Genomic DNA, 18,911 nt, shown 5'->3' on the forward strand with positions numbered 1-18,911 from the left:
ATCAAGCACTTCTTGTGTAACATGAAAAGAAACAGGGCAAACCTTTACTAAGTTTGTACAAAAGGAGGAGATCGTTATGCAATTAACCGTCTATTTAGCAGGAGAAATTCATAGCCAGTGGCGTGATGAAATCAAGGAGAAAAGCCAATCGTTGAAACTGCCGGTGACGTTTGTTGGTCCAATGGAGAATCATGACCGCTCAGATCACATTGGTGAGGACATTTTAGGTGAGCAGCCGAATGCCATTTTCAAAGATGATGCGGCTTCTGATTTGAACAATTTCCGTACTGAGATCTTATTAAACAAGGCAGACGTCGTCATTGCCCGCTTTGGTGAGAAATATAAACAGTGGAACACGGCAATGGATGCATCTGCTGCCATCACAAAAGGAAAACCTCTCATTTTGATCCGCCCAAAAGAACTGCACCATCCGTTAAAGGAACTATCAAACAAAGCGAATATCACTGTAGAAACCGTGAACCAAGCGATCAAGGCGTTATCTTACGTGTTTGAACAGCAATAAAAAAGGTGAAACTGCAACCTTTTTTCCTCTTTTCGAAACCTTTGCAGACCTGGCAATGAATGCGAGGTTTTGTCTACATATACACACTAAAGGCTGCTCTCATGAAAGAGGCAGCCTTTTCTATTACATTTACACCTGTTGATAAATAGAATCCACTGTACTTTGATCACAGTTTTTCACCAGGCGGACAATTAATTCTTTTGCCGCTGCGTAATCATCCACATGCAATACTGAATGACTTGTATGAATGTAGCGAGCGCACACCCCAATGACAGCAGAAGGCACACCTTGGTTGGAAATATGCACACGTCCAGCGTCCGTACCACCCGGTGATACGAAGTATTGGTATGGAATGCTGTTTGACTCAGCAGTATCGAGCACAAAGTCTCTCATCCCGCGATGCGTAATCATGGTTCGATCAAAAATACGCAGAAGTGCTCCTTTACCAAGCTGGCCGAATTGGGTTTTGTCACCTGTCACATCGTTTGCAGGGCTTGCATCTAAAGCAAAGAACAGATCTGGCTGAATCATATTCGCAGCTACTTCTGCCCCTCTAAGCCCTACTTCTTCTTGAACCGTTGCACCTGAATACAGATGACATGAAAGAGGTTCGTCTTTTATTTCTTTTAATAATTCAATCGCAAGTCCACAGCCATAGCGGTTATCCCAAGCCTTCGCTAAAATCTTTTTAGGATTCGCCATAGGGGTAAAGACTGTTGCAGGCACGATTTGCTGTCCTGGGCGAATGCCAAGTTCTTTTGCCTCTTCTTCACTGTCTGCCCCAATATCAATGAGCATGTCTGATGGTTTCACAGGTTTGCTTTTTTGTTCTGGTGTTAGAAGATGAGGCGGTGTACTAGAGACGACACCAGGAATTGGTCCGTGAACGGTATGAACGTCGACACGCTGTGCCAGCATGACTTGACTCCACCAGCCGCCGAGTGTTTGGAAGCGTATCATCCCGTTCTTCGTAATGGATGAAACCATGAATCCCACTTCATCCATATGACCAGCCACCATGATTTTAGGTGCGTTCTCTGGTCCCTTGCGTACCCCAAACACACCGCCAAGACGATCCTGAATGAGTTCGTCAGAATATTTCTCAAGTTCCTTTTTCATAAAAGCACGCACATGGTGCTCATTACCTGGAGTTCCCTGTAATTCTGTTAAATTTCGGAAAAGCGACAATGTTTCTTCATTCATTCTACGGTTTACCTCGTTTCTATGTAATGACCATATATATTCCTATAAAAATAACACTCACTTTATACTATAAGAATTCTTTCGGTTTTCCAAGTATCTCTCCAGAAATTTTGAATATGCTTTCAAGTATTCGGATTCCTTAACATCAATGGACAAGTTTTGTATAATGGAAAAAACAGCAATACGGAGGTGCAGCACGTTGAAGTTAAAACATGTTCTGATTGGTGCGAGTATTGGCGTAGCCGCTGCAATTGTTGCAAAGAAAGTATTTTTCCCTACGTATATCTCGTCTGAAAAAGCATTAAAAATTGTGAAATCTGCTTTTAAACAGCGCGGCCCGATTGATGGCTCTTGGATTTATACTGTACCAGAACCGTATACCGTAAATGGTGAAACGATTGATGTGTACAAATCTGGCATTACTCGCTCAGCCTTTGGCGAGCTTGAACAGTACGAAGTCATGATTGATGCCAAAACAGGCATGATCGTTGATGTCATTGATTCTGTGGCTTGATAAAGAAAGCTTCGCAAAGGCGTGTCCTTGCGAAGCTTCTTTTTTATATGGCTTTGATTTTTTTGTACACAGGATGCCACATGGCGTCCTGTACAGCCTGAATGAGATCCTCAGGCGTTTCCTCTGCAATTCCTTCATCGATCGCTGCTTGCGCCACACGGACAGCCACTGTCGCTGAAACAGTTCGAAGCTGATCCACACTTGGCAGCATCGCTGCACCCGGCTTTCCGACATTGACCATGCTAGCAATCGCTTCAGCACTCGCAACAAACATGCTGTCTGTTATAAGGCGGGCTTTAGACACAATCGTTCCAAGACCAAGCCCTGGGAACACAAGGGCATTATTCGCCTGCCCAATTTCATATGTCACGCCGCCATATTCGACAGGATCAAATGGGCTTCCCGTTGTCACAAGGGCGCGTCCTTCTGTCCACTCGATGAGATCTTCAGGCTTTGCTTCTGAAAGAGGTGTTGGGTTCGACATCGGTAAAATGGCTGGGCGCTCCACGTGTGACGCCATTTCTTTCACAATTTCCTCTGTAAATGCTCCTCCTACCGTCGAGGTGCCAACTAAGATGGTTGGTTTCGCCTGTTTGACGACCTCTAATAAATCAATGGAATGCTTAGGACCGTTACGGGCATAATCCTTTACTTCGTCAGAACGTCTTGCATATGGCTTTTGAAATGGCTGAATGTCAGGCGAATCATCTGTAAGCAATCCTGTTTTATCAATACACCAGAAATGATCATATGATTCCTCTTCTTTGACACCGTCTCTTACGAGAGCATCACGGATCTGCTCCGCTATGCCAATCCCTGCCGTACCCGCTCCGAAAATGACGATTCGGTGATCTTTTAGCGGAACCTTCGAAGCTTTTGCACATGCCAGAACCGCAGCAAGTGAAACAGCTCCAGTACCTTGAATGTCATCATTAAATGTACAAATACGTTCCTTATATTTTTCCAATATGGCTCGGGCATTTTTTGTCCCAAAGTCTTCCCAGTGAAGGAGTGCATTTGGAAAGGTTGCGCGGGCAAGCTCTACATATTGATCAATGAACCGATCATAACGTTCTCCTCGAATGCGAGAATGCTGATTTCCAACATAAAGCGGATCATTCAAGAGACTTTCCTGGTTCGTCCCGGCATCAAGCACAACGGCCAGCACGCGGCTAGGATCAATGCCTGCTGCGGCTGTATAAACAGCAAGTTTCCCGACTGAAATGGCAATACCGCCAACACCCCAGTCTCCAATACCTAAAATGCCTTCTGCATCTGTCGCAACGATTAAGTCAATTGATTCATCAACACCGTAAGAGGCAAAAATCTCTTCCATGCCTTCCAAATCATCAATCGATAAATAAAGCCCCCTTGGCTTTCGATACTCGTGGCTATAACGCTGAATGGCTGTTCCAACAGTCGGCGTGTAGACAATCGGCAGCATCTCCGCCAAGTGCTCATTTAGTAATTTGTAAAAAAGCACTTCGTTTCTGTCATGAAGTGATGTTAAATACACATTTTTCCCCAGTTCATCCGGCTGTGCCTTGAACTGCTCATATGCACGCTTTGCCTGATCCTCTAATGTTAAAACCTTAGGCGGTAGAAATCCCTTTAAACCAAGCTCTTCCCGCTCTTCCTTAGTAAATGCAACCCCTTTGTTTAAATAAGGGACGGACATGACTTCCATCCCTCTTAATGGTGTTTCAATGACATCACCATGTACACGATAAAATTGGTTCACCTGCACTCTTCCTTTCACAAGTTCATTTTGTCGTTATTTTGTGTGAAAGGCGAAAAAACATGCAGATGATCTTTTATCTTCCTTTTTCTCTTTTAACTTCATGTGTGATTTGCCCGTCTTTATCCCACTTTACAGCGCGGTAAATCGCATCATGATAAAACAAGTACCACGCATTTTTTTCTTCTGCAAATGCCTGCCATTTTTGCTTAGCTGGAATCGAAGTCATTGGGTAATCATCATAAGCCAAGACCCATAATGGATTTTTATGAGCGTGTGTTGGCATGATATCAGCCAAATGAATCGCTGTTTCGCCCTGACTTGTGAGCGTTAAGATGCTATGGCCATTGCTATGACCGCCTGTATGATGCAGCCCAATGCCTTTTGTTACTTCGATGCTTTCTTCAAATGGCACCACTTGATCTGCTATAGGCTCCCAGTTTTCTTTCCAATATGTATTTTTTGAGCGGATGTTAGGCGCCCTCATTTCATCCCATTCGATTTTGGATGTGATGATTTTTGCCTGCGGAAAAACAGACACGAGCTCTTCTCCCTCACGTTTTGTCAGCCCGCTTGCATGATCGAAGTGAAGGTGTGTCATTAAAACGTAATCAATATCAGCTGGTTGCAGGCCGAGTGCCGCTAGCGATTGTTCCAATTTCGTCTCTTCTGTTACGCCGTAATTGCGTTTTTGTTTATCTGTCAGCTTCCCTGATCCGATGCCGGAATCCACTAATAAATGAAGACCATTCCACCGAATGAGGATCGGATCACACCGCAGTTCAATTTGATTGCGATCGTTCACCGGATATTTTTTTGACCATAACGGCTTTGGCACTACACCGAACATCGCGCCGCCGTCCATGTGTGTATCTCCCCCATTTAACCAGAACAGTTCCATGTCACCTATTTTCATTGTCTCCATTGCTGTCATCCCTCCTTTTTCTATCGTAGCAAATACAGCTGAAAATCGCATGCATCAATCTTTTCATGAAAAAAGCTGACTGCAATTTTTCTTTGCAGCCAGCTTGATGTCACTTGTTAATCTGGAAATTTTACTTCTGATCGATAGATGGGTTGTCCCATAGACGAGAATTTTTCTTCGTATTCAGTCATCACATTTCCTTCTAATCCGTCCTTATGTAAATCTAAGCTTACATACGTTAAAAGAAGGCCATATGCAGAAAAACTCTTTAAGGAATATTCAAATAATCCGCGGTTATCTGTTTTGAAATGCAATTCACCACCTGGACGGAGAATATGTTCATATCGCTCTAAAAAGGCCTTAAACGTTAATCTGCGCTTTTCATGCCTTGCTTTTGGCCACGGATCAGAGAAATTCAAATACACCCGGGCAATTTCATTTTCCGCAAACACATCTGTCAGCATTTCAGCATTGATGTTCAAAAGCTTTACATTTTCAACATCTGTCTCTTTGATTTTATCTACTGCTGTCACAATGACACTTTTAAATAATTCAATGCCAATATAGTTGATATCAGGATGAAGCTTGCCCATTCCAGCGATAAAGCTCCCTTTTCCTGTCCCAACTTCGATATGGATTGGATGATCATTTCCAAACAGCTCATGCCATTTCCCTTTATATTGCTCGGGGCTAGCTAAGGCAATATGAGCATTTTCAGCTAAGTAATCATCCGCCCATGGTTTATGTCGCATTCTCAATTTGATACACCTCTATTTTCTTTACATTTTATCAAGATACCATGAAACATAAAGACCCGCAAGACAGCATCTTTATGCACATATGAAAAAGACCAGCCCTTCGCTCTGAGCTGGTCTGCCGCATGTATAAATTGGGCGCTGAATGCACAGTTTAACCACATAAATGACACGCAGAAAAGGAGCATACGTATGGGATTAAACCGTCAACATCAGCTTCAATTAATCAAAGATATTTTAACCGATCACCAGTTGGATTGCTGCGGGACTGTTGCAGAATATGAACAGGTGGGACGTGTGATTCAATTAATGCTGGCAAAAGAAGACCTTGATGCCGACATTCGTCAATTATTAACAGATATTTATGATTACAGCCAAAAGGGCACTTCTGTCAGTTCAATTAATGCACATATCGAGGAGCATCAATCGCATTTGTCAGAGTGGGTCGAGAATATTCCTATGTCTTAATGGATGTTTAACCGCTTTAAGAGTGCGCTCAGCTCCGCTTGCACTTCTTGCTGCGCTTTTTCATTTCCTTTTCTTTTATGCCACACGACAAACGATACGGTTTCAGCGAGGACGTACCAATCCATGCGTTTTCGCAAATTGTCCGTCAGCGGAGCACCGTACATCGAGAGCCAGCTTTCCCAGTTCTCTTCTTCAACATAATGGTATAAAAGTGGTCCAAGATCAATGGCTGGGTCAGCAATCATCGCCCCATCCCAATCGATCAAGTAAAGCTGATTTTCATCTGTCAGCAGCCAATTATTATGATTGAGGTCACAATGACACACGACCTTGTCCTCAAATTGGACTGCCTCCACATGCTTCTCTAAGTACTGGATGGCACGTGTAATGTCTTGTGAATCGATTTGCTCTTTTAATATGGACTGTTTTAAATGCTTCAAAATGGATTCTGGGTGTAGAGCGTGCTTCTCTAATCTTTTCAGCATATCAAGCAATTCTTTAGATGTATGAATTTTTCTTAGCTGCTCTGCTACAGGACGGTCATTCATGTCCTTTGGCTTCAGCTCTCTGCCGCTCAGCCAGTGCTGCGCAGTGATGACATCCCCATTTTCCATCCGTTTTGTCCAGACAAGCTTCGGCACAATGCCTTCAGCTGACAAAACCGCAAGAAACGGTGACGTATTGCGTTTTAAAAATAGCTTTTGGTCATTGTGTGTTGCGAAGTACGCATCTCCCGTAGCGCCTCCAGCAGGAGAGATGTGCCATTCGCTACCTAATATTTGTCCCAACCAGTTCATATCAATTTTCAACCCATCATTTCTTAAAATATTTTAAATCTTGCTTTTTTAGTCGACAAAATTCAGCCGATTGAAGATCAATTGGCTGTTTCTTTTTTATTTATATGATCATAAAAACAAAAAGGACAGCTATTGAGAATGAGATGCTAAACAATAGCCGTCCTTTAGATTTTATCGTTACCTTCTTATACTCGTCAAGCAAAACTAGAAAATCAGGACAAGAACCTTATGAAAAGGAAGGCTTTTTTCATGGTTTTTGACTAGGGCATTCACGAGAAGCCATTTAAGCACGTAATTTTAAGGAGCGCTCACTCGCCTTCACAAAGACAGGTGTTGCGCCGATCACTTCTCCATCTGCATGAAATAAGATTTTTGCATCTGCCTCCAAGTACGCTTCCTCGTGCTGATACAGGGTAACGCCCTTCATTCCAAGATGCTTTCGAAACACCATCGCACTTAAAAACAAGAGCACTTTGAATGGATTCAAATCTGTGACAACGATCGTTTGAAAGCCTGGCTGCCTCGCGCTCACTTCCGGCGCTGCTTCCAGCCCGCCTCCGTAATAGGGGTGATTGCATACAATCACAAACCACACTTGGCGAAAGACCTTCTTCTCATTTTCAATAAACAGCGCAAGGTCAAACGGCTTAAAGGACCATAAAGAATGGAGAAATGACAGCGGGTAGATAATAAACCCAAGCCCCAGCCGTTTCAGCCACTTTTTTCCTCTGAAATGCACTGTTTTCCTTAGCACATGCGCATCAAACCCAGCACCGATATGATTGAGAAAGAGAACGGATTGCGGGCTTTCTGCATGATCTTGAAAGGAGCCGAGAGAAAATGTTTTGGTGAGCATTCTCTTTTGCTTTCTCACTTCTTTTAGGACATCTTGACGATGGATGCCGAGGCCCTTCGCCGCATCATTCCAATGACCGGCGGGAACAAAGCTTAACTGCACATGATCCATTTCCTTTAAGCCATTCAGGACTTCATGAATGGTGCCGTCACCGCCAATGACAATCAGGCGCTTCAGCCTGTCATCTTGCATGGCGCTAATTTGTCTTGCCAATACTTCTGCATGACCTTCATGCTGGGTGAGAAACGATCGATAAGAGATCTCCACCTTTTGTAATTCTTTCTCTATGCTCCTCCATGTACGAAGTCCTTTTCCATGTCCTGCTGCTGGATTAACGATAAAGTACCATTCATTCATATATTAGCTCCACTCAGGTCTCATTTTTCGTGACCTTCCATTATGCCTTTAATCGAGCCATTCCTGCCTTCTTTTGCTGTCTGATTCACCATAAGCAAGCAATGCCTTTGTCGCCTTAAATTGCTGATGCTTTGTCGGCGCGGTATTTTTCCGCTGCTTTTCAAACCAATCTTCCGCCTTCTTCTTATCGACAACCTCCATCCCGTATGGAACTTCCGGTAAGTCAATATAAGAGGTTCTGCTGATCAGGATTTTTTTCACAGGAAGATCGACACCGCTTTGCTGTAAGATCTTTGACACGACGGTGCCAGAGCGCAGAAGGCTTGCGCAAGGATTCAAAACGGACTGAACAGCTTTCCCATTCGCCCGCTTTTCCCAAAAACGTTCCTTCGTTCCGATATATACGCTGTCAGGCTCTGCCTCTAAGAAGGATAAACAAATCACTTCCAGCGGCGTAATAAGTACTGAACATAATTCCATCTCTGCTTTTTGAATGAGCAGCACCGGCTTATACATCACAAAATATGAATCCGGAAGCTGCCTAGCAAGCATACGCAGCTTTTCATCATACCGAATATGATGGGAGACGGTTGAAATGTGGGAAATCGTCGAGCTCGCCCATTTTAATTGAACATCGTATAGATGATCCTTAAAAAAATGAATGAGCTTCGTTTCATCGGTAGGAACGTTTGTAAAGACACCTTGCTCTATATCTGTCGGCTCGTTAAAAAGACTCAGGTCCCGTTCCTTTTTCATATCGGCTTCTTTTTGCTTTCTTTTTAAGGAGAATTTCTTTCTCTTTTCTTCCTCTTGTTCAGGCACTTGTTCAGAGATTTGGTCAAATGAATGCTGCGCCTCCTGTTTTGAAGCCTTTTTTAACTCGTCCCACCTTTGCTTTTTCAATCGAATGAATTGATTGATGTAGTGATGCGGGTCTTGTTCATATCGTGATATATAATCTTGAATTTTGATAATTTGCGCCATCTGCTGCTCACTCCAACTTTTAGAATCATTTATGTAGTGCAAATTGTTTGATTGCGTGATAACGCGGGGTTTCTTTCGGACGTATTTCAAATAGAGTCATACAAGAAACCTCTATCACGTATGGCTCTTTGCGTAAAGGCGCTTGTTCTGCAAAAGAGTGATCCGCGTTCCATTTTCGCGCAATCGTCATATGCGGATGAAACGGTCTCTTTTCAACAGGATGTCCTGCTGACAATACGGCTTCTTTCACCTTTTCTCTTAATTGCATGAGCGGTTCACTTTCATTAGGTTTTGCAAAAAAGACTCTCGGGCGCTCCTTCATGCCAAACTGTCCTAACTCATTCAGCTCTAGTGAAAATGCAGCGGCTTCATTTGAAAGGATATCAAGCAGCTCGATGATCTTTTTTAAACGCTCATCTGGAATGGCACCTAAAAAGATCAGGGTCACATGATAATCATCTGGTGCTGTCCACTTTTGAAAGGATAGTTCACTCCTTAGATCCATGTCTTTTTTGATTTGATGCGCAAGTTGTTCAGGGATGTGAATCCCTATAAAATAATGACGGTTTTCTGCCACAATATCACCTGTCCTTTTTTAACAAACTTTACGAATCCCCATTGATGATAGTATAACTAAAGAAATGCAGAATGAGAAGAAAGGGTGTCACATGATGAAGGTTGCACAAAATATAGCTGAGCTGATTGGCGATACACCACTTGTTAAATTACAGCGGCTTCAGCCAGACAATGCGGCAGCTGTTTATTTAAAGCTGGAATCATTTAATCCTAGCGGCAGTGTGAAGGACCGCGCTGCTTACAATATGATCGTCGAGGCTGAAAGGCAAGGAAAGCTTACAAAAGGAGCGACCATTATTGAACCAACGAGTGGGAATACAGGGATTGGTTTAGCCATGAACGCAGCAGCAAGAGGCTATAAAGCCATCCTTGTCATGCCAGATACGATGACAAAGGAAAGAATCAATATTTTGAAGGCTTATGGGGCGCAGGTCGTTTTAACCCCAGGAGAAGAAAAAATGCCAGGCTGTATTCGCAAGGCAGAGGAACTGGCGTCTCAAATTCCTCATAGCTTTATCCCGATGCAATTTGATAATGGGGCGAACCCAGATGCACATAGAGGCACAACGGCTGTTGAAATCATGGAAGCTGTAAAACAACTTGGAAAGCCAATTGGAGCCTTTGTCGCAACAGCAGGAACTGGCGGAACCATTACAGGCACCGGAGAGGAATTAAAGAAGGCATTCCCTCATTTGACCATACGTGTGGCAGAGCCGAAGGGATCTCCAGTCTTATCTGGCGGGAAACCTGGCAAACATAAACTTGTTGGCACAAGCCCAGGATTTATTCCCCATATTTTAAACGAGCATGTCTATGATGAGATCGTGCAAGTAAGCGATGAGGATGCGTACACCATCACACGTCAGCTTGCCCGGCTTGAAGGAATTTTAGTTGGTCCATCATCTGGTGCAGCCTGCTATGCTGCGATTGAAACAGCCAAGCAACTGCCGGCAGAACAAATCGTGATCTGTATGACAGCAGATACAGGCGAACGATACTTATCAAGTGATGTTTTTCAAGATTAAAAAAGGAACAGGGTCATGAATCCCTGTTCCTTTTTCTTCGTTTCAAGGTTAGGACGATTTGTCGGACTTCACCTCAGCCTGCTCCCCTGTGATGAGTAAAACCTGCTCATCAGTAAGCGGGCATAAATCGAGCGTCTGCTCAAACTGTTCCATGATTTGCTGCGCAGCCTCGCCTAAATAGGTATTGTACATATGCGGTACCGGATAGTAGCTTATCTCATTGAATCCTTGACATGATGAAAGTTCTGCTGCCTTCTGCCGATCATCCATCACGGAGATATATTCAATGCTTGGTGCCATGATGATACTCCCTGCGGACTCTCCGATGTACAGCTTGCCTTTATTGATTTCTTCTTTCAGCACGTCATCAAGACGATGCTTTCTTAATTCCTGCAGCAAATAGAAGGTGTTGCCTCCTGATACGTACATCACATCATTTTGTTCCATCATCTTTGTGATTTCTTCAGTAGACTGCTCAGCTATCTGAACGGTCTCTAGATGCATACCTAGTTGATGAAAGGCTTCTTTCGCTGCCTCCACATAGTGCGTGACTTCTTCCACAGCACTGGCTGTTGGAAAAAATGTCACGCGTTTTCCTTTTAATGATTCACCCGCAAAGTCAGATAAGAGAGAATAGCTGTCTTTGAATGAAGAGCATAAGAACATTTTTTTCACTGTGAATCCCCTCTTCTCTTTTTCTATTTTGCCAATTCATACATGGCTTGTGCATATAGAGCGGTTGCTCTTAGTAGATCATCGATTTCGATATATTCATCTCTCTGGTGTGCGCAATCTGGTCTGCCAGGGAATAGAGGACCAAAGGCAACGCCCGCTTCTAAAGATCTCGCATACGTTCCTCCACCAATGGCAATCAGATTAGCTGGATCTCCCGTTTGTTCCTCATATACCCGCTGCAATGTTTTCACAAGCGGATGATCTTTTGAGACGTGATGCGGAGTGCTGTCGTCAAATTTCAGAAGGGTGGCCCCTTTGATGCCTTCGATCCCTTTTTTAACGTCCTTGCCGTCTGCTGTCACTGGATAGCGGACATTTAATCCTAGCTTCGCTTCCTCGTTTTGTGTATAGCGGATCGTTCCAACATTTAAAGTCAAATCTCCGCTAATCTCATCTTTACAAGCAATCCCCAGCTTTTTCCCTCTTGTATCCTGATCAAATAAAGCGTTGATTTGGGAGGTAAAAGCAAGCCCGTCTTCATCTAACTCTTGTCCACATAGGAAATTCGCCATATGAATGCCCGCATTGATGCCATGCGCCGGCTCCATGGCATGAACTGATTCACCTTTTAATGTGAGATGCAGTCCGTCCGCTGCATTCTTTACCTCACCTGATAAATGATTGTGAGCAAGATAAGCTTCAAAAGCTGTTTTTAATGATTCAGCATCGTGATCTTGTGCAGCTGTCACAGTGGCAGCTGCCTCATCCGGCACCATATTCAGCCGCATACCCGATGTGAATTGCTTGAGCGTATAGCGCTGATGATTTTCTGTAAGTTGATATGTAAATGACACGATGGCATCAATAATCCCTTTTTCAGCATGAATAATCGGAAAATCGGCATCTGGCGCAAATCCAATTTGCGGCATCGCCTCATGCTTGAAATAATGGTCCACACAGCGCCAATCACTTTCTTCATCCGTTCCAATGATCATTCGAATCTTTTTTGACAGCTTCATCCCTGTATCTTTTATCATCTTTAGCGCGTAGAAAGCCGCCATGGTTGGACCTTTATCATCAATGGCTCCTCGTGCAAACATTTTATTTTCTCTTATGTCCGCTGAAAATGGCGGGGTTGTCCAGCCATCACCAGCAGGCACAACGTCCACATGGCATAGCACACCTACAATGTCTTCGCCTTCTCCATATTCAATATGACCTGCATAGCCATCCACATTCTTGACTGTGAATCCTTCGTCTTCCCCTTTTTTCAACATATACTGAAGGGCCTGATCGACTTTTTCACCAAATGGCTTTCCTTCTTTTCCACCTTCTTCATCAAGGACACTTTCAATTTGCAAAAAAGATTGTGTGTCCTTAATTAAGTCGTCTTTTTTTCGTATCACTTCAGCTTCCCAATTCATTTTTCCATTCCTCCTTGAAAAAAGGTTGCAATCCACCCTTAAAACGAATATTATATTAATTGTTTTGTAATAATGTTCGTAAATGGAGGATTTTATGTTTCAGTTAAAAGAAAACCAAACCAACATAAAGAAAGAATTAATTGCTGGTATGACGACATTCTTTACCATGGTATATATTGTTGCCGTTAACCCAGGAATTCTTTCAAAAGCAGGCATTCCTTTTGACCAAGTCTTTACTGCAACAATTATCGCTGCTGTCGTCGGTACGCTCTGGATGGCACTATTTGCAAACTATCCGATTGCTATTGCACCAGGCATGGGGCTGAATGTCTATTTCACCTTTACAGTTGTCGGTGGCGGCGGCATCAGCTATCAAACAGCGTTCAGTGCGGTATTTGTTGCTGGTATACTCTTTATTATTTTATCGTTAACATCCCTTAGAAAACAACTGATTCAAGCCATTCCAGATAATTTAAAGTACGGCATTACAGCAGGAATCGGGCTTTTCATTGCATTTATCGGCCTCCGTCAGTCTGGGATTATCGCAGCTGACCCAGAAAATCTAGTGAAGCTTGGCAACTTAAGCTCGCCTGTTGTCATTTTAACGCTTGTCGGCTTAATGATCTCTGTTATTTTAATGGTTCTTCAAATAAATGGCGCTCTGTTTATCGGCATGTTAGCGACGACACTGATTGCGCTCGTAACAGGCCAGCTTCATTTCCCTAAAATGCTGATGGACATCCCTGCACTACCCGAAGGCATGCTGATTACAAATCCATTCGCTGCTTTTGGCGATGTATTCTCTCATCATTTATATGCTGTCGTCTTCTCCTTCTTACTAGTGACGATTTTTGATACAACGGGCACAATGATCGGAGTGGCTGAACAAGCAGGACTCATGAAAAAAGGCCAGCTGCCAAAGGTACGCAGAGCCCTACTCGCTGACTCTGCTGCAACGACGATAGGTTCTATGTTTGGGACAAGCCCAACAACAGCTTATATTGAATCATCATCTGGGGTTGCTGCTGGCGGAAGAACTGGACTAACGTCTTTAACGGTCGCTGCACTGTTTATTGTGGCATTGTTTTTCGGCCCGCTCGTTCAAGCCATTTCTTCTTTACCATCCATCACATCACCTGTTCTCATCATTGTCGGGTGCTTGATGATGAACTCAGTGTCACGCATTCGCTGGAACGAGCTAGACGAAGCATTCCCTGCTTTTCTTGTGATCCTTTCCATGCCGCTGACATCTAGTATTTCTACAGGAATTTCACTTGGATTTATCTCATATCCCCTTGTGAAACTGGCAAAAGGGAAATGGAGAGAAGTACATGTACTTGTTCTCATCTTTGCCATTTTATTTTTCATTCAGCTCTTTTTCTTAGAAGGATAACAGAAACAAAAAAGGCACATTCTAACAAGGGATGTGTCTTTTTGAGATGAGTGAATTTTTTATTTTGTAAATTTTCTGTGTTTATTTTTTGGATGTTTGAATGTGACGGTATTCTCCATACCCCTTACGCCTATTGGGTTGTAACCGAATTCAAAACATGGTATATACCATGTTTCGATTCATGAAGACAAGTTAAAAAACACGTAAAGTTGACTTTTTGGTGGAACTAGATGCATAATAACGTGTATAATAGAATAAAACATTAAGAAACACGAACATTTACCATTGTTGCATGTCCTTATTTCGCAGTTTTAGTGTAGTAAGTTGTGGTTAGTCAAGTCCATCCGATCTTATTGATAGGGAGTGGTTTTTTGAAACCTTCAACAAACCGTATGATGACTCGAATTAAATCAGTTTATATGTTCATTCAAGAGAAAGGTCTTGTGACGACACAAGAGCTGGTTGATGAATTCGGGATCACACCTAGAACCATTCAAAGAGACTTAAACGTGCTTGCCTATAACGATCTTGTTCATAGTCCAAGCAGAGGCAAATGGGAAACAACGAGAAAAAAAGTGAAAATATCATCTTAAGCGTATAATGAACTGTCCATATAACAAAAAGAACCGGCGATATGCCGGTTCTTTTCTTTTATTTACATTTATGGTCGATTGATTAAGCTGTCCAACTCTTCATCCGTCAATTCACGGTACTCCCCAGGCGCTAGATCTTCATCTAAAGAGACAGCCCCCATCGAGAGTCTTTTTAAAAAAATGACTTCATTTCCCACTGCTTGCGCCATCAGCTTCACTTGATGGTACTTTCCTTCAGTAATCGTTAAACGGATGCGTGTATCTTCGTTTTCATTCGCATCTACTTCAACCTTCGCCGGCTTCGTGCGGTAATCATCTAAAATGACAACGCCCTCTTCAAGACGCTTGATGTCTTGATCTCCTAATGGGTATTTCAAATGAACTTCGTATGTTTTTGGCACATGCTTTTTTGGAGAAAGTAATTGATGAGCAAGCTGTCCATCATTTGTGAGGAGGAGGAGACCGACTGTGTCCTTATCCAGTCTCCCCACAGGAAATGGCTCCCTTGCGATATCCTCCGGCTCTAGTAAATCGACGACCGTTTCATCCCGCAGATCTTCAGTTGCTGAGATGACCCCGTCCGGTTTGTTCATCATTAAGTAAATGAATTCTTTATACTCTACACGCTCTCCGTGTACGAGCACTTCATCATTCGAGGGATCAACATGATCTTTCACCTGCTTCGCCACTTCTCCATTCACTGTGACCGCCCGTGCCTTGACCAGCTTCTTCACATCTTTTCTTGAACCAAAGCCGCTGCTAGCAAGCAATTTATCAAGCCTCATGAATATCCACCTCTTCTTAACTCTTTTTTCTTAAAAATTTCGGCATACGGCTGCCGAGTACACGCTCAAGTAATCCTACCTTATAAGACAAGAACAGATACACACCGCCGCCAGTGATCATTGAAATCAAAATGACGATACCCGCTTGTACAATTCCACCCTCATACGAAATCACTTGGCTCACAAGCTGACATGTCACATACGCCACAACAGCCATAATCGCCGTTAAAATACCAATGAGAATAAATCGTTTGAAAATCCTGCGGAACGAGTAGCCGGCATGGCGCTTAATCATGATAAACATATACAAGATGGACGCGCTATAGCCTAACGCAGTCGCAAGCACAGAACCATTTCCTTGCAGCCAGCTGATTAGCGGAATGTTCAGAACCGTTTTAATAATGATCCCTAACAACAGACTGACAATGGCGAATTTTTGTTTGTTAATTCCCTGCAAAATTGCTGCATTAATGGTGAATAAGGAAAACAATAACGCAACAGGTGCATACCAGAACAAAATAGACATCCCAATCTCAGGATGAACAGACGGATAGAAAAACCAATAAACCGGTCCAGCCAATGCCGAGATACCAAATGAAGCAGGCAGTACGAAAAATAAAATGACCTGCATCGTCTGATCAATTTGTCTATTGAGAAGCTTGTAGTTACGAGCTGTAAATGATTCCGTAATCGTCGGGATTAAGGTTAAGCCAAACGCTGTTGCAAGCGACACAGGAATCATCACGAGCTTCGGTAAATATAACGTCACGATAGACAATACCGCTGTACTAATATCCTGATGTCCTGATGCAATCATAGCTCTGTTAATGGTGTTTGTATCAATATAAGAATAAATTGGAATCGCAAGTCCAACAAACACATACGGTGCCGCATAGCTAAACAGCTCTGTAAACATTTGTTTATAAGATAAGTCAGAGGAAGCACCTGTATTCGGCTGCATGGATAAGAGCCGGTCCTTGCGCTTCAGCCAATATAAATAAAGCGTGAATAAACCCCCAAATGCGCCGATAAGTGCTGCAAATGTGGCATATCCGACAGCGATGACAAGCCCGCCGTCAAGCACTTTTAAAATAATAAACGTTGCAGTTAATAGGAAGATGATTCTGACAAGCTGCTCAATCACTTGGGAAACAGCTGTCGGTCCCATCATGGAGTGTCCTTGGAAGAACCCCCGCACAAGACTCATAATAGGTACAACCAAAAGACCTAAACTGACCATCCGAATCACATATACCACTTGATCGACAGTCAAACCGCCTGTTTCATTCGATCCGCCAAGCTGAATCTTGGCAAAAATCGGTGCGGTCAAATATAAAATAGAAAAGGCGATAATCCCGGTGACAAGCATGACCGACATACCCGCCCTGAACATTTTCCTTGTTGTCTCATAATCGCCGATTGCATTATATTTAGAAACAAATTTTGATACCGCTGTTGGAAAACCAAGCGTAGCAATACTTAAAAAGATCGTATACTGATTGTATCCATATTGAAATAGCGCTCCACCAGTAGCTCCAACCATTGCGCTAAATGGAATTAAGTAAATCATACCAAGAATACGAGAGAGATAAGTCCCTATCGTTAAAACCAACGTACCACGAAGCAGTTTATTAGACATGCGCTTAACCACCATTTTTCTAATGAATATTCAACTTAACTATTTTACCACATCATTTCGACGCACAGGTAACAAATCCAATACAGAAGGCACAAAACCAATCAATTCATATTTCAGCCTTCCCCAATTTTCGTTATAATAGAGGAATGACTGAAAGTAGAAAGAGGAATGTAACATGAAACATTATGATGTCATTGTCATTGGCGGTGGACCTTCTGGACTGATGGCCGCGATTGCATCAGCAGAGCACGGAGCGACTGTTCTGTTAATTGACAAAGGAAACAAACTTGGCAGGAAGCTCGCCATTTCTGGCGGTGGACGCTGTAACGTCACCAACCGCCTTCCAGTAGAAGAAATCATCAAGCATATTCCCGGAAACGGCCGTTTTTTATATAGTGCATTTTCTGAGTTCAATAACGAGGATATTATTTCGTTTTTTGAAAACCTCGGCATTGAACTTAAAGAAGAAGACCATGGACGTATGTTCCCTGTCTCAAACAAAGCACAATCTGTTGTGGATGCCCTTTTAGACAGGCTCCGCAACCTCAATGTCACCATTCGAACGAATGAAAAGATTAAAACAGTTCTGTATCAAGACGGACAAGCAGCTGGAATTGTTACAAATAATGATGAAAAAATTTCAAGTAACGCCGTTGTCATTGCTGTTGGCGGAAAAAGTGTGCCGCATACTGGTTCTACTGGTGACGGCTATGCATGGGCAGAAGCCGCTGGTCATACGATTACAGAGCTCTTCCCAACAGAAGTACCGGTCACATCAGATGAGCGCTTTATTAAAGAAAAAGTGCTACAAGGTCTTTCATTAAGAAGTGTGGCTGTCAGTGTTTTAAATAAAAAGGGGAAACCCGTCGTCACACATGTCATGGATATGATTTTTACTCACTTTGGCTTATCCGGCCCAGCTGTTCTTAGATGCAGCGGATTTGTTGTGAAAGAATTGAAAAAACAGCCGACTGTTCGTCTGCAAATAGACTTATATCCGAAGCTTAATGACGAAGATCTGTTCCAAAAGCTTCATCAAGACCTAAAAGATGAACCAAAAAAAGCCATTAAAAATGTCCTAAAGTCTTGGATGCAAGAACGCTATTTATTGTTTCTGTTAGAACGGAACGGCATAGATCCGCAAGACACATTTTCTGGTCTTGCTAAGGACAAAATGCGCGCATTCGCCCATGATTGCAAACATTTTATCGTTCATGCGAATGGCACTCTTTCCTTGGACAAAGCGTTTGTCACAGGAGGCGGCGTTTCTGTAAAAGAAATTGAACCGAAGAAAATGGCGTCTAAAAAAATGCCCGGTCTATATTTCTGCGGAGAAATCTTAGACATTCATGGTTATACAGGCGGATACAATATCACGTCAGCACTTGTGACTGGCAGACTTGCCGGTATGAATGCTGCACTCGAAGCAAAGGAGAGATTTTCATGATAAGACGTGCACTTCCGATTATCCTAGCAGTTGTGATTAGTTTGACAGCCGCTGTATTCTTAAAGCTGTCCATTACCCCTTTAAAAGTCGCCATTGTGTTGGCGTTTACCATCTTCGCTGTTTGTTTAAAAGAATACGTCTACCGTCTTCGTAAACGCATTGAAGAAAAATCATCTTCACATATCGATAGTTGATTAATGGAAGCAAAACATGTTACGGTAAAGTAGAGGTCGA

20 protein-coding genes are annotated in these 18,911 nt (G+C 42.9%); 8 read left to right on the plus strand and 12 right to left on the minus strand.

The window, feature by feature from the left end; translation table 11 throughout:
• Positions 1 to 76: 76 nt before the first annotated feature.
• Positions 77 to 523, plus strand: a complete 447-nt coding sequence (locus C6344_RS09210) for a YtoQ family protein (protein ID WP_060597027.1) — start codon at positions 77 to 79, stop codon at positions 521 to 523.
• A 129-nt stretch (positions 524 to 652) separates the two neighbouring features.
• Here C6344_RS09210 and C6344_RS09215 read toward each other — a convergent pair whose 3' ends face one another.
• The gene (locus C6344_RS09215; protein ID WP_060597028.1) at positions 653 to 1,726 is read right to left on the minus strand and encodes a M42 family metallopeptidase; all 1,074 of its coding nucleotides are present in this window, start codon (positions 1,724 to 1,726) and stop codon (positions 653 to 655) included.
• A 199-nt stretch (positions 1,727 to 1,925) separates the two neighbouring features.
• Here C6344_RS09215 and C6344_RS09220 point away from each other — a divergent pair, with 199 nt between their 5' ends.
• Positions 1,926 to 2,240 (plus strand): PepSY domain-containing protein, encoded by a 315-nt coding sequence (locus C6344_RS09220; RefSeq protein WP_003217759.1) that lies wholly within the window; start codon positions 1,926 to 1,928, stop codon positions 2,238 to 2,240.
• Positions 2,241 to 2,283: 43 nt separating this feature from the next.
• Here C6344_RS09220 and C6344_RS09225 read toward each other — a convergent pair whose 3' ends face one another.
• The 3 genes from C6344_RS09225 to trmB form a co-directional block, all read right to left on the minus strand.
• The gene (locus C6344_RS09225; protein ID WP_106048490.1) at positions 2,284 to 3,981 is read right to left on the minus strand and encodes an NAD-dependent malic enzyme; all 1,698 of its coding nucleotides are present in this window, start codon (positions 3,979 to 3,981) and stop codon (positions 2,284 to 2,286) included.
• A gap of 73 nt (positions 3,982 to 4,054) precedes the next feature.
• Positions 4,055 to 4,903, minus strand: coding sequence for a YtnP family quorum-quenching lactonase (locus tag C6344_RS09230; RefSeq protein WP_106048489.1), 849 nt, complete (start codon positions 4,901 to 4,903; stop codon positions 4,055 to 4,057).
• A 116-nt stretch (positions 4,904 to 5,019) separates the two neighbouring features.
• A complete protein-coding gene (gene trmB, locus C6344_RS09235; RefSeq protein ID WP_106072887.1) occupies positions 5,020 to 5,661 on the minus strand; it encodes a tRNA (guanosine(46)-N7)-methyltransferase TrmB in 642 nt (213 codons plus the stop codon).
• Positions 5,662 to 5,850: 189 nt separating this feature from the next.
• Here trmB and C6344_RS09240 point away from each other — a divergent pair, with 189 nt between their 5' ends.
• A complete protein-coding gene (locus C6344_RS09240) occupies positions 5,851 to 6,126 on the plus strand; it encodes a YtzH-like family protein (protein ID WP_060597030.1) in 276 nt (91 codons plus the stop codon).
• On the opposite strand, the gene C6344_RS09245 is transcribed toward C6344_RS09240, so the two are convergent.
• The 4 genes from C6344_RS09245 to thpR form a co-directional block, all read right to left on the minus strand.
• A complete protein-coding gene (locus C6344_RS09245; protein ID WP_170938436.1) occupies positions 6,123 to 6,923 on the minus strand; it encodes a phosphotransferase family protein in 801 nt (266 codons plus the stop codon). The two genes, C6344_RS09240 and C6344_RS09245, sit on opposite strands and share 4 nt — an antisense overlap.
• Positions 6,924 to 7,206: 283 nt before the next feature.
• On the minus strand, positions 7,207 to 8,136 hold the full coding sequence (locus tag C6344_RS09250) for a YegS/Rv2252/BmrU family lipid kinase (protein WP_034665473.1): 930 nt from the start codon (positions 8,134 to 8,136) through the stop codon (positions 7,207 to 7,209).
• Between the two features lie 48 nt (positions 8,137 to 8,184).
• Positions 8,185 to 9,120, minus strand: a complete 936-nt coding sequence (locus C6344_RS09255; RefSeq protein WP_034665469.1) for a hypothetical protein — start codon at positions 9,118 to 9,120, stop codon at positions 8,185 to 8,187.
• Between the two features lie 25 nt (positions 9,121 to 9,145).
• Complete coding sequence (thpR, locus tag C6344_RS09260) at positions 9,146 to 9,697, minus strand: RNA 2',3'-cyclic phosphodiesterase (protein WP_060597034.1); 552 nt, start codon at positions 9,695 to 9,697, stop codon at positions 9,146 to 9,148.
• Positions 9,698 to 9,791: 94 nt separating this feature from the next.
• On the opposite strand from thpR, the gene cysK reads away from it, so the two are divergent.
• The gene (gene cysK, locus C6344_RS09265) at positions 9,792 to 10,721 is read left to right on the plus strand and encodes a cysteine synthase A (protein WP_060597035.1); all 930 of its coding nucleotides are present in this window, start codon (positions 9,792 to 9,794) and stop codon (positions 10,719 to 10,721) included.
• A gap of 48 nt (positions 10,722 to 10,769) precedes the next feature.
• Here the strand turns inward: cysK and C6344_RS09270 are convergent, their stop codons facing one another.
• Positions 10,770 to 11,396 carry a Type 1 glutamine amidotransferase-like domain-containing protein gene (locus C6344_RS09270; RefSeq protein ID WP_060597036.1) on the minus strand — a complete coding sequence of 209 codons (627 nt, stop codon included), beginning with the start codon at positions 11,394 to 11,396 and terminating at the stop codon, positions 10,770 to 10,772.
• 23 nt (positions 11,397 to 11,419) lie between these two features.
• Positions 11,420 to 12,820 carry a dipeptidase PepV gene (gene pepV, locus C6344_RS09275; protein ID WP_106036978.1) on the minus strand — a complete coding sequence of 467 codons (1,401 nt, stop codon included), beginning with the start codon at positions 12,818 to 12,820 and terminating at the stop codon, positions 11,420 to 11,422.
• 94 nt (positions 12,821 to 12,914) lie between these two features.
• Here pepV and C6344_RS09280 point away from each other — a divergent pair, with 94 nt between their 5' ends.
• Positions 12,915 to 14,213, plus strand: coding sequence for an NCS2 family permease (locus C6344_RS09280; protein ID WP_060597038.1), 1,299 nt, complete (start codon positions 12,915 to 12,917; stop codon positions 14,211 to 14,213).
• A 371-nt stretch (positions 14,214 to 14,584) separates the two neighbouring features.
• Positions 14,585 to 14,806, plus strand: coding sequence for a DeoR family transcriptional regulator (locus C6344_RS09285; protein ID WP_008356419.1), 222 nt, complete (start codon positions 14,585 to 14,587; stop codon positions 14,804 to 14,806).
• 68 nt (positions 14,807 to 14,874) lie between these two features.
• Here the strand turns inward: C6344_RS09285 and C6344_RS09290 are convergent, their stop codons facing one another.
• Together C6344_RS09290 and C6344_RS09295 are read right to left on the minus strand one after the other, a co-directional pair.
• Positions 14,875 to 15,591, minus strand: a complete 717-nt coding sequence (locus tag C6344_RS09290) for a pseudouridine synthase (protein ID WP_034665452.1) — start codon at positions 15,589 to 15,591, stop codon at positions 14,875 to 14,877.
• A gap of 16 nt (positions 15,592 to 15,607) precedes the next feature.
• Positions 15,608 to 17,230: a putative polysaccharide biosynthesis protein gene (locus C6344_RS09295; RefSeq protein WP_034665449.1), complete on the minus strand. Its 1,623-nt coding sequence runs from the start codon at positions 17,228 to 17,230 to the stop codon at positions 15,608 to 15,610.
• Positions 17,231 to 17,405: 175 nt separating this feature from the next.
• Between C6344_RS09295 and C6344_RS09300 the strand changes: the two genes are divergently transcribed.
• Positions 17,406 to 18,677: a BaiN/RdsA family NAD(P)/FAD-dependent oxidoreductase gene (locus tag C6344_RS09300; RefSeq protein ID WP_106072888.1), complete on the plus strand. Its 1,272-nt coding sequence runs from the start codon at positions 17,406 to 17,408 to the stop codon at positions 18,675 to 18,677.
• Positions 18,674 to 18,871, plus strand: a complete 198-nt coding sequence (locus C6344_RS09305; protein ID WP_050943538.1) for a hypothetical protein — start codon at positions 18,674 to 18,676, stop codon at positions 18,869 to 18,871. The genes C6344_RS09300 and C6344_RS09305 overlap by 4 nt, the downstream gene beginning before the upstream one ends.
• The last annotated feature ends 40 nt before the right edge of the window (positions 18,872 to 18,911 follow it).

The organism is Bacillus sp. GBSW19 (genome assembly GCF_002998655.1).
Classification (GTDB): Bacteria; Bacillota; Bacilli; order Bacillales; family Bacillaceae; genus Bacillus.

What these genes read in the sequence shown, in the direction of transcription:
- C6344_RS09210 (WP_060597027.1), top strand. Translation starts at nt 77, where the DNA reads ATGCAATTAACCGTCTATTTAGCAGGAGAAATTCATAGCCAGTGGCGT.
- C6344_RS09215 (WP_060597028.1), bottom strand. Translation starts at nt 1,726, where the DNA reads ATGAATGAAGAAACATTGTCGCTTTTCCGAAATTTAACAGAATTACAG.
- C6344_RS09230 (WP_106048489.1), bottom strand. Translation starts at nt 4,903, where the DNA reads ATGGAGACAATGAAAATAGGTGACATGGAACTGTTCTGGTTAAATGGG.
- C6344_RS09240 (WP_060597030.1), top strand. Translation starts at nt 5,851, where the DNA reads ATGGGATTAAACCGTCAACATCAGCTTCAATTAATCAAAGATATTTTA.
- C6344_RS09245 (WP_170938436.1), bottom strand. Translation starts at nt 6,923, where the DNA reads ATGAACTGGTTGGGACAAATATTAGGTAGCGAATGGCACATCTCTCCT.
- C6344_RS09250 (WP_034665473.1), bottom strand. Translation starts at nt 8,136, where the DNA reads ATGAATGAATGGTACTTTATCGTTAATCCAGCAGCAGGACATGGAAAA.
- C6344_RS09255 (WP_034665469.1), bottom strand. Translation starts at nt 9,120, where the DNA reads ATGGCGCAAATTATCAAAATTCAAGATTATATATCACGATATGAACAA.
- cysK (WP_060597035.1), top strand. Translation starts at nt 9,792, where the DNA reads ATGAAGGTTGCACAAAATATAGCTGAGCTGATTGGCGATACACCACTT.
- pepV (WP_106036978.1), bottom strand. Translation starts at nt 12,820, where the DNA reads ATGAATTGGGAAGCTGAAGTGATACGAAAAAAAGACGACTTAATTAAG.
- C6344_RS09280 (WP_060597038.1), top strand. Translation starts at nt 12,915, where the DNA reads ATGTTTCAGTTAAAAGAAAACCAAACCAACATAAAGAAAGAATTAATT.
- C6344_RS09290 (WP_034665452.1), bottom strand. Translation starts at nt 15,591, where the DNA reads ATGAGGCTTGATAAATTGCTTGCTAGCAGCGGCTTTGGTTCAAGAAAA.
- C6344_RS09295 (WP_034665449.1), bottom strand. Translation starts at nt 17,230, where the DNA reads ATGTCTAATAAACTGCTTCGTGGTACGTTGGTTTTAACGATAGGGACT.
- C6344_RS09300 (WP_106072888.1), top strand. Translation starts at nt 17,406, where the DNA reads ATGAAACATTATGATGTCATTGTCATTGGCGGTGGACCTTCTGGACTG.
- C6344_RS09305 (WP_050943538.1), top strand. Translation starts at nt 18,674, where the DNA reads ATGATAAGACGTGCACTTCCGATTATCCTAGCAGTTGTGATTAGTTTG.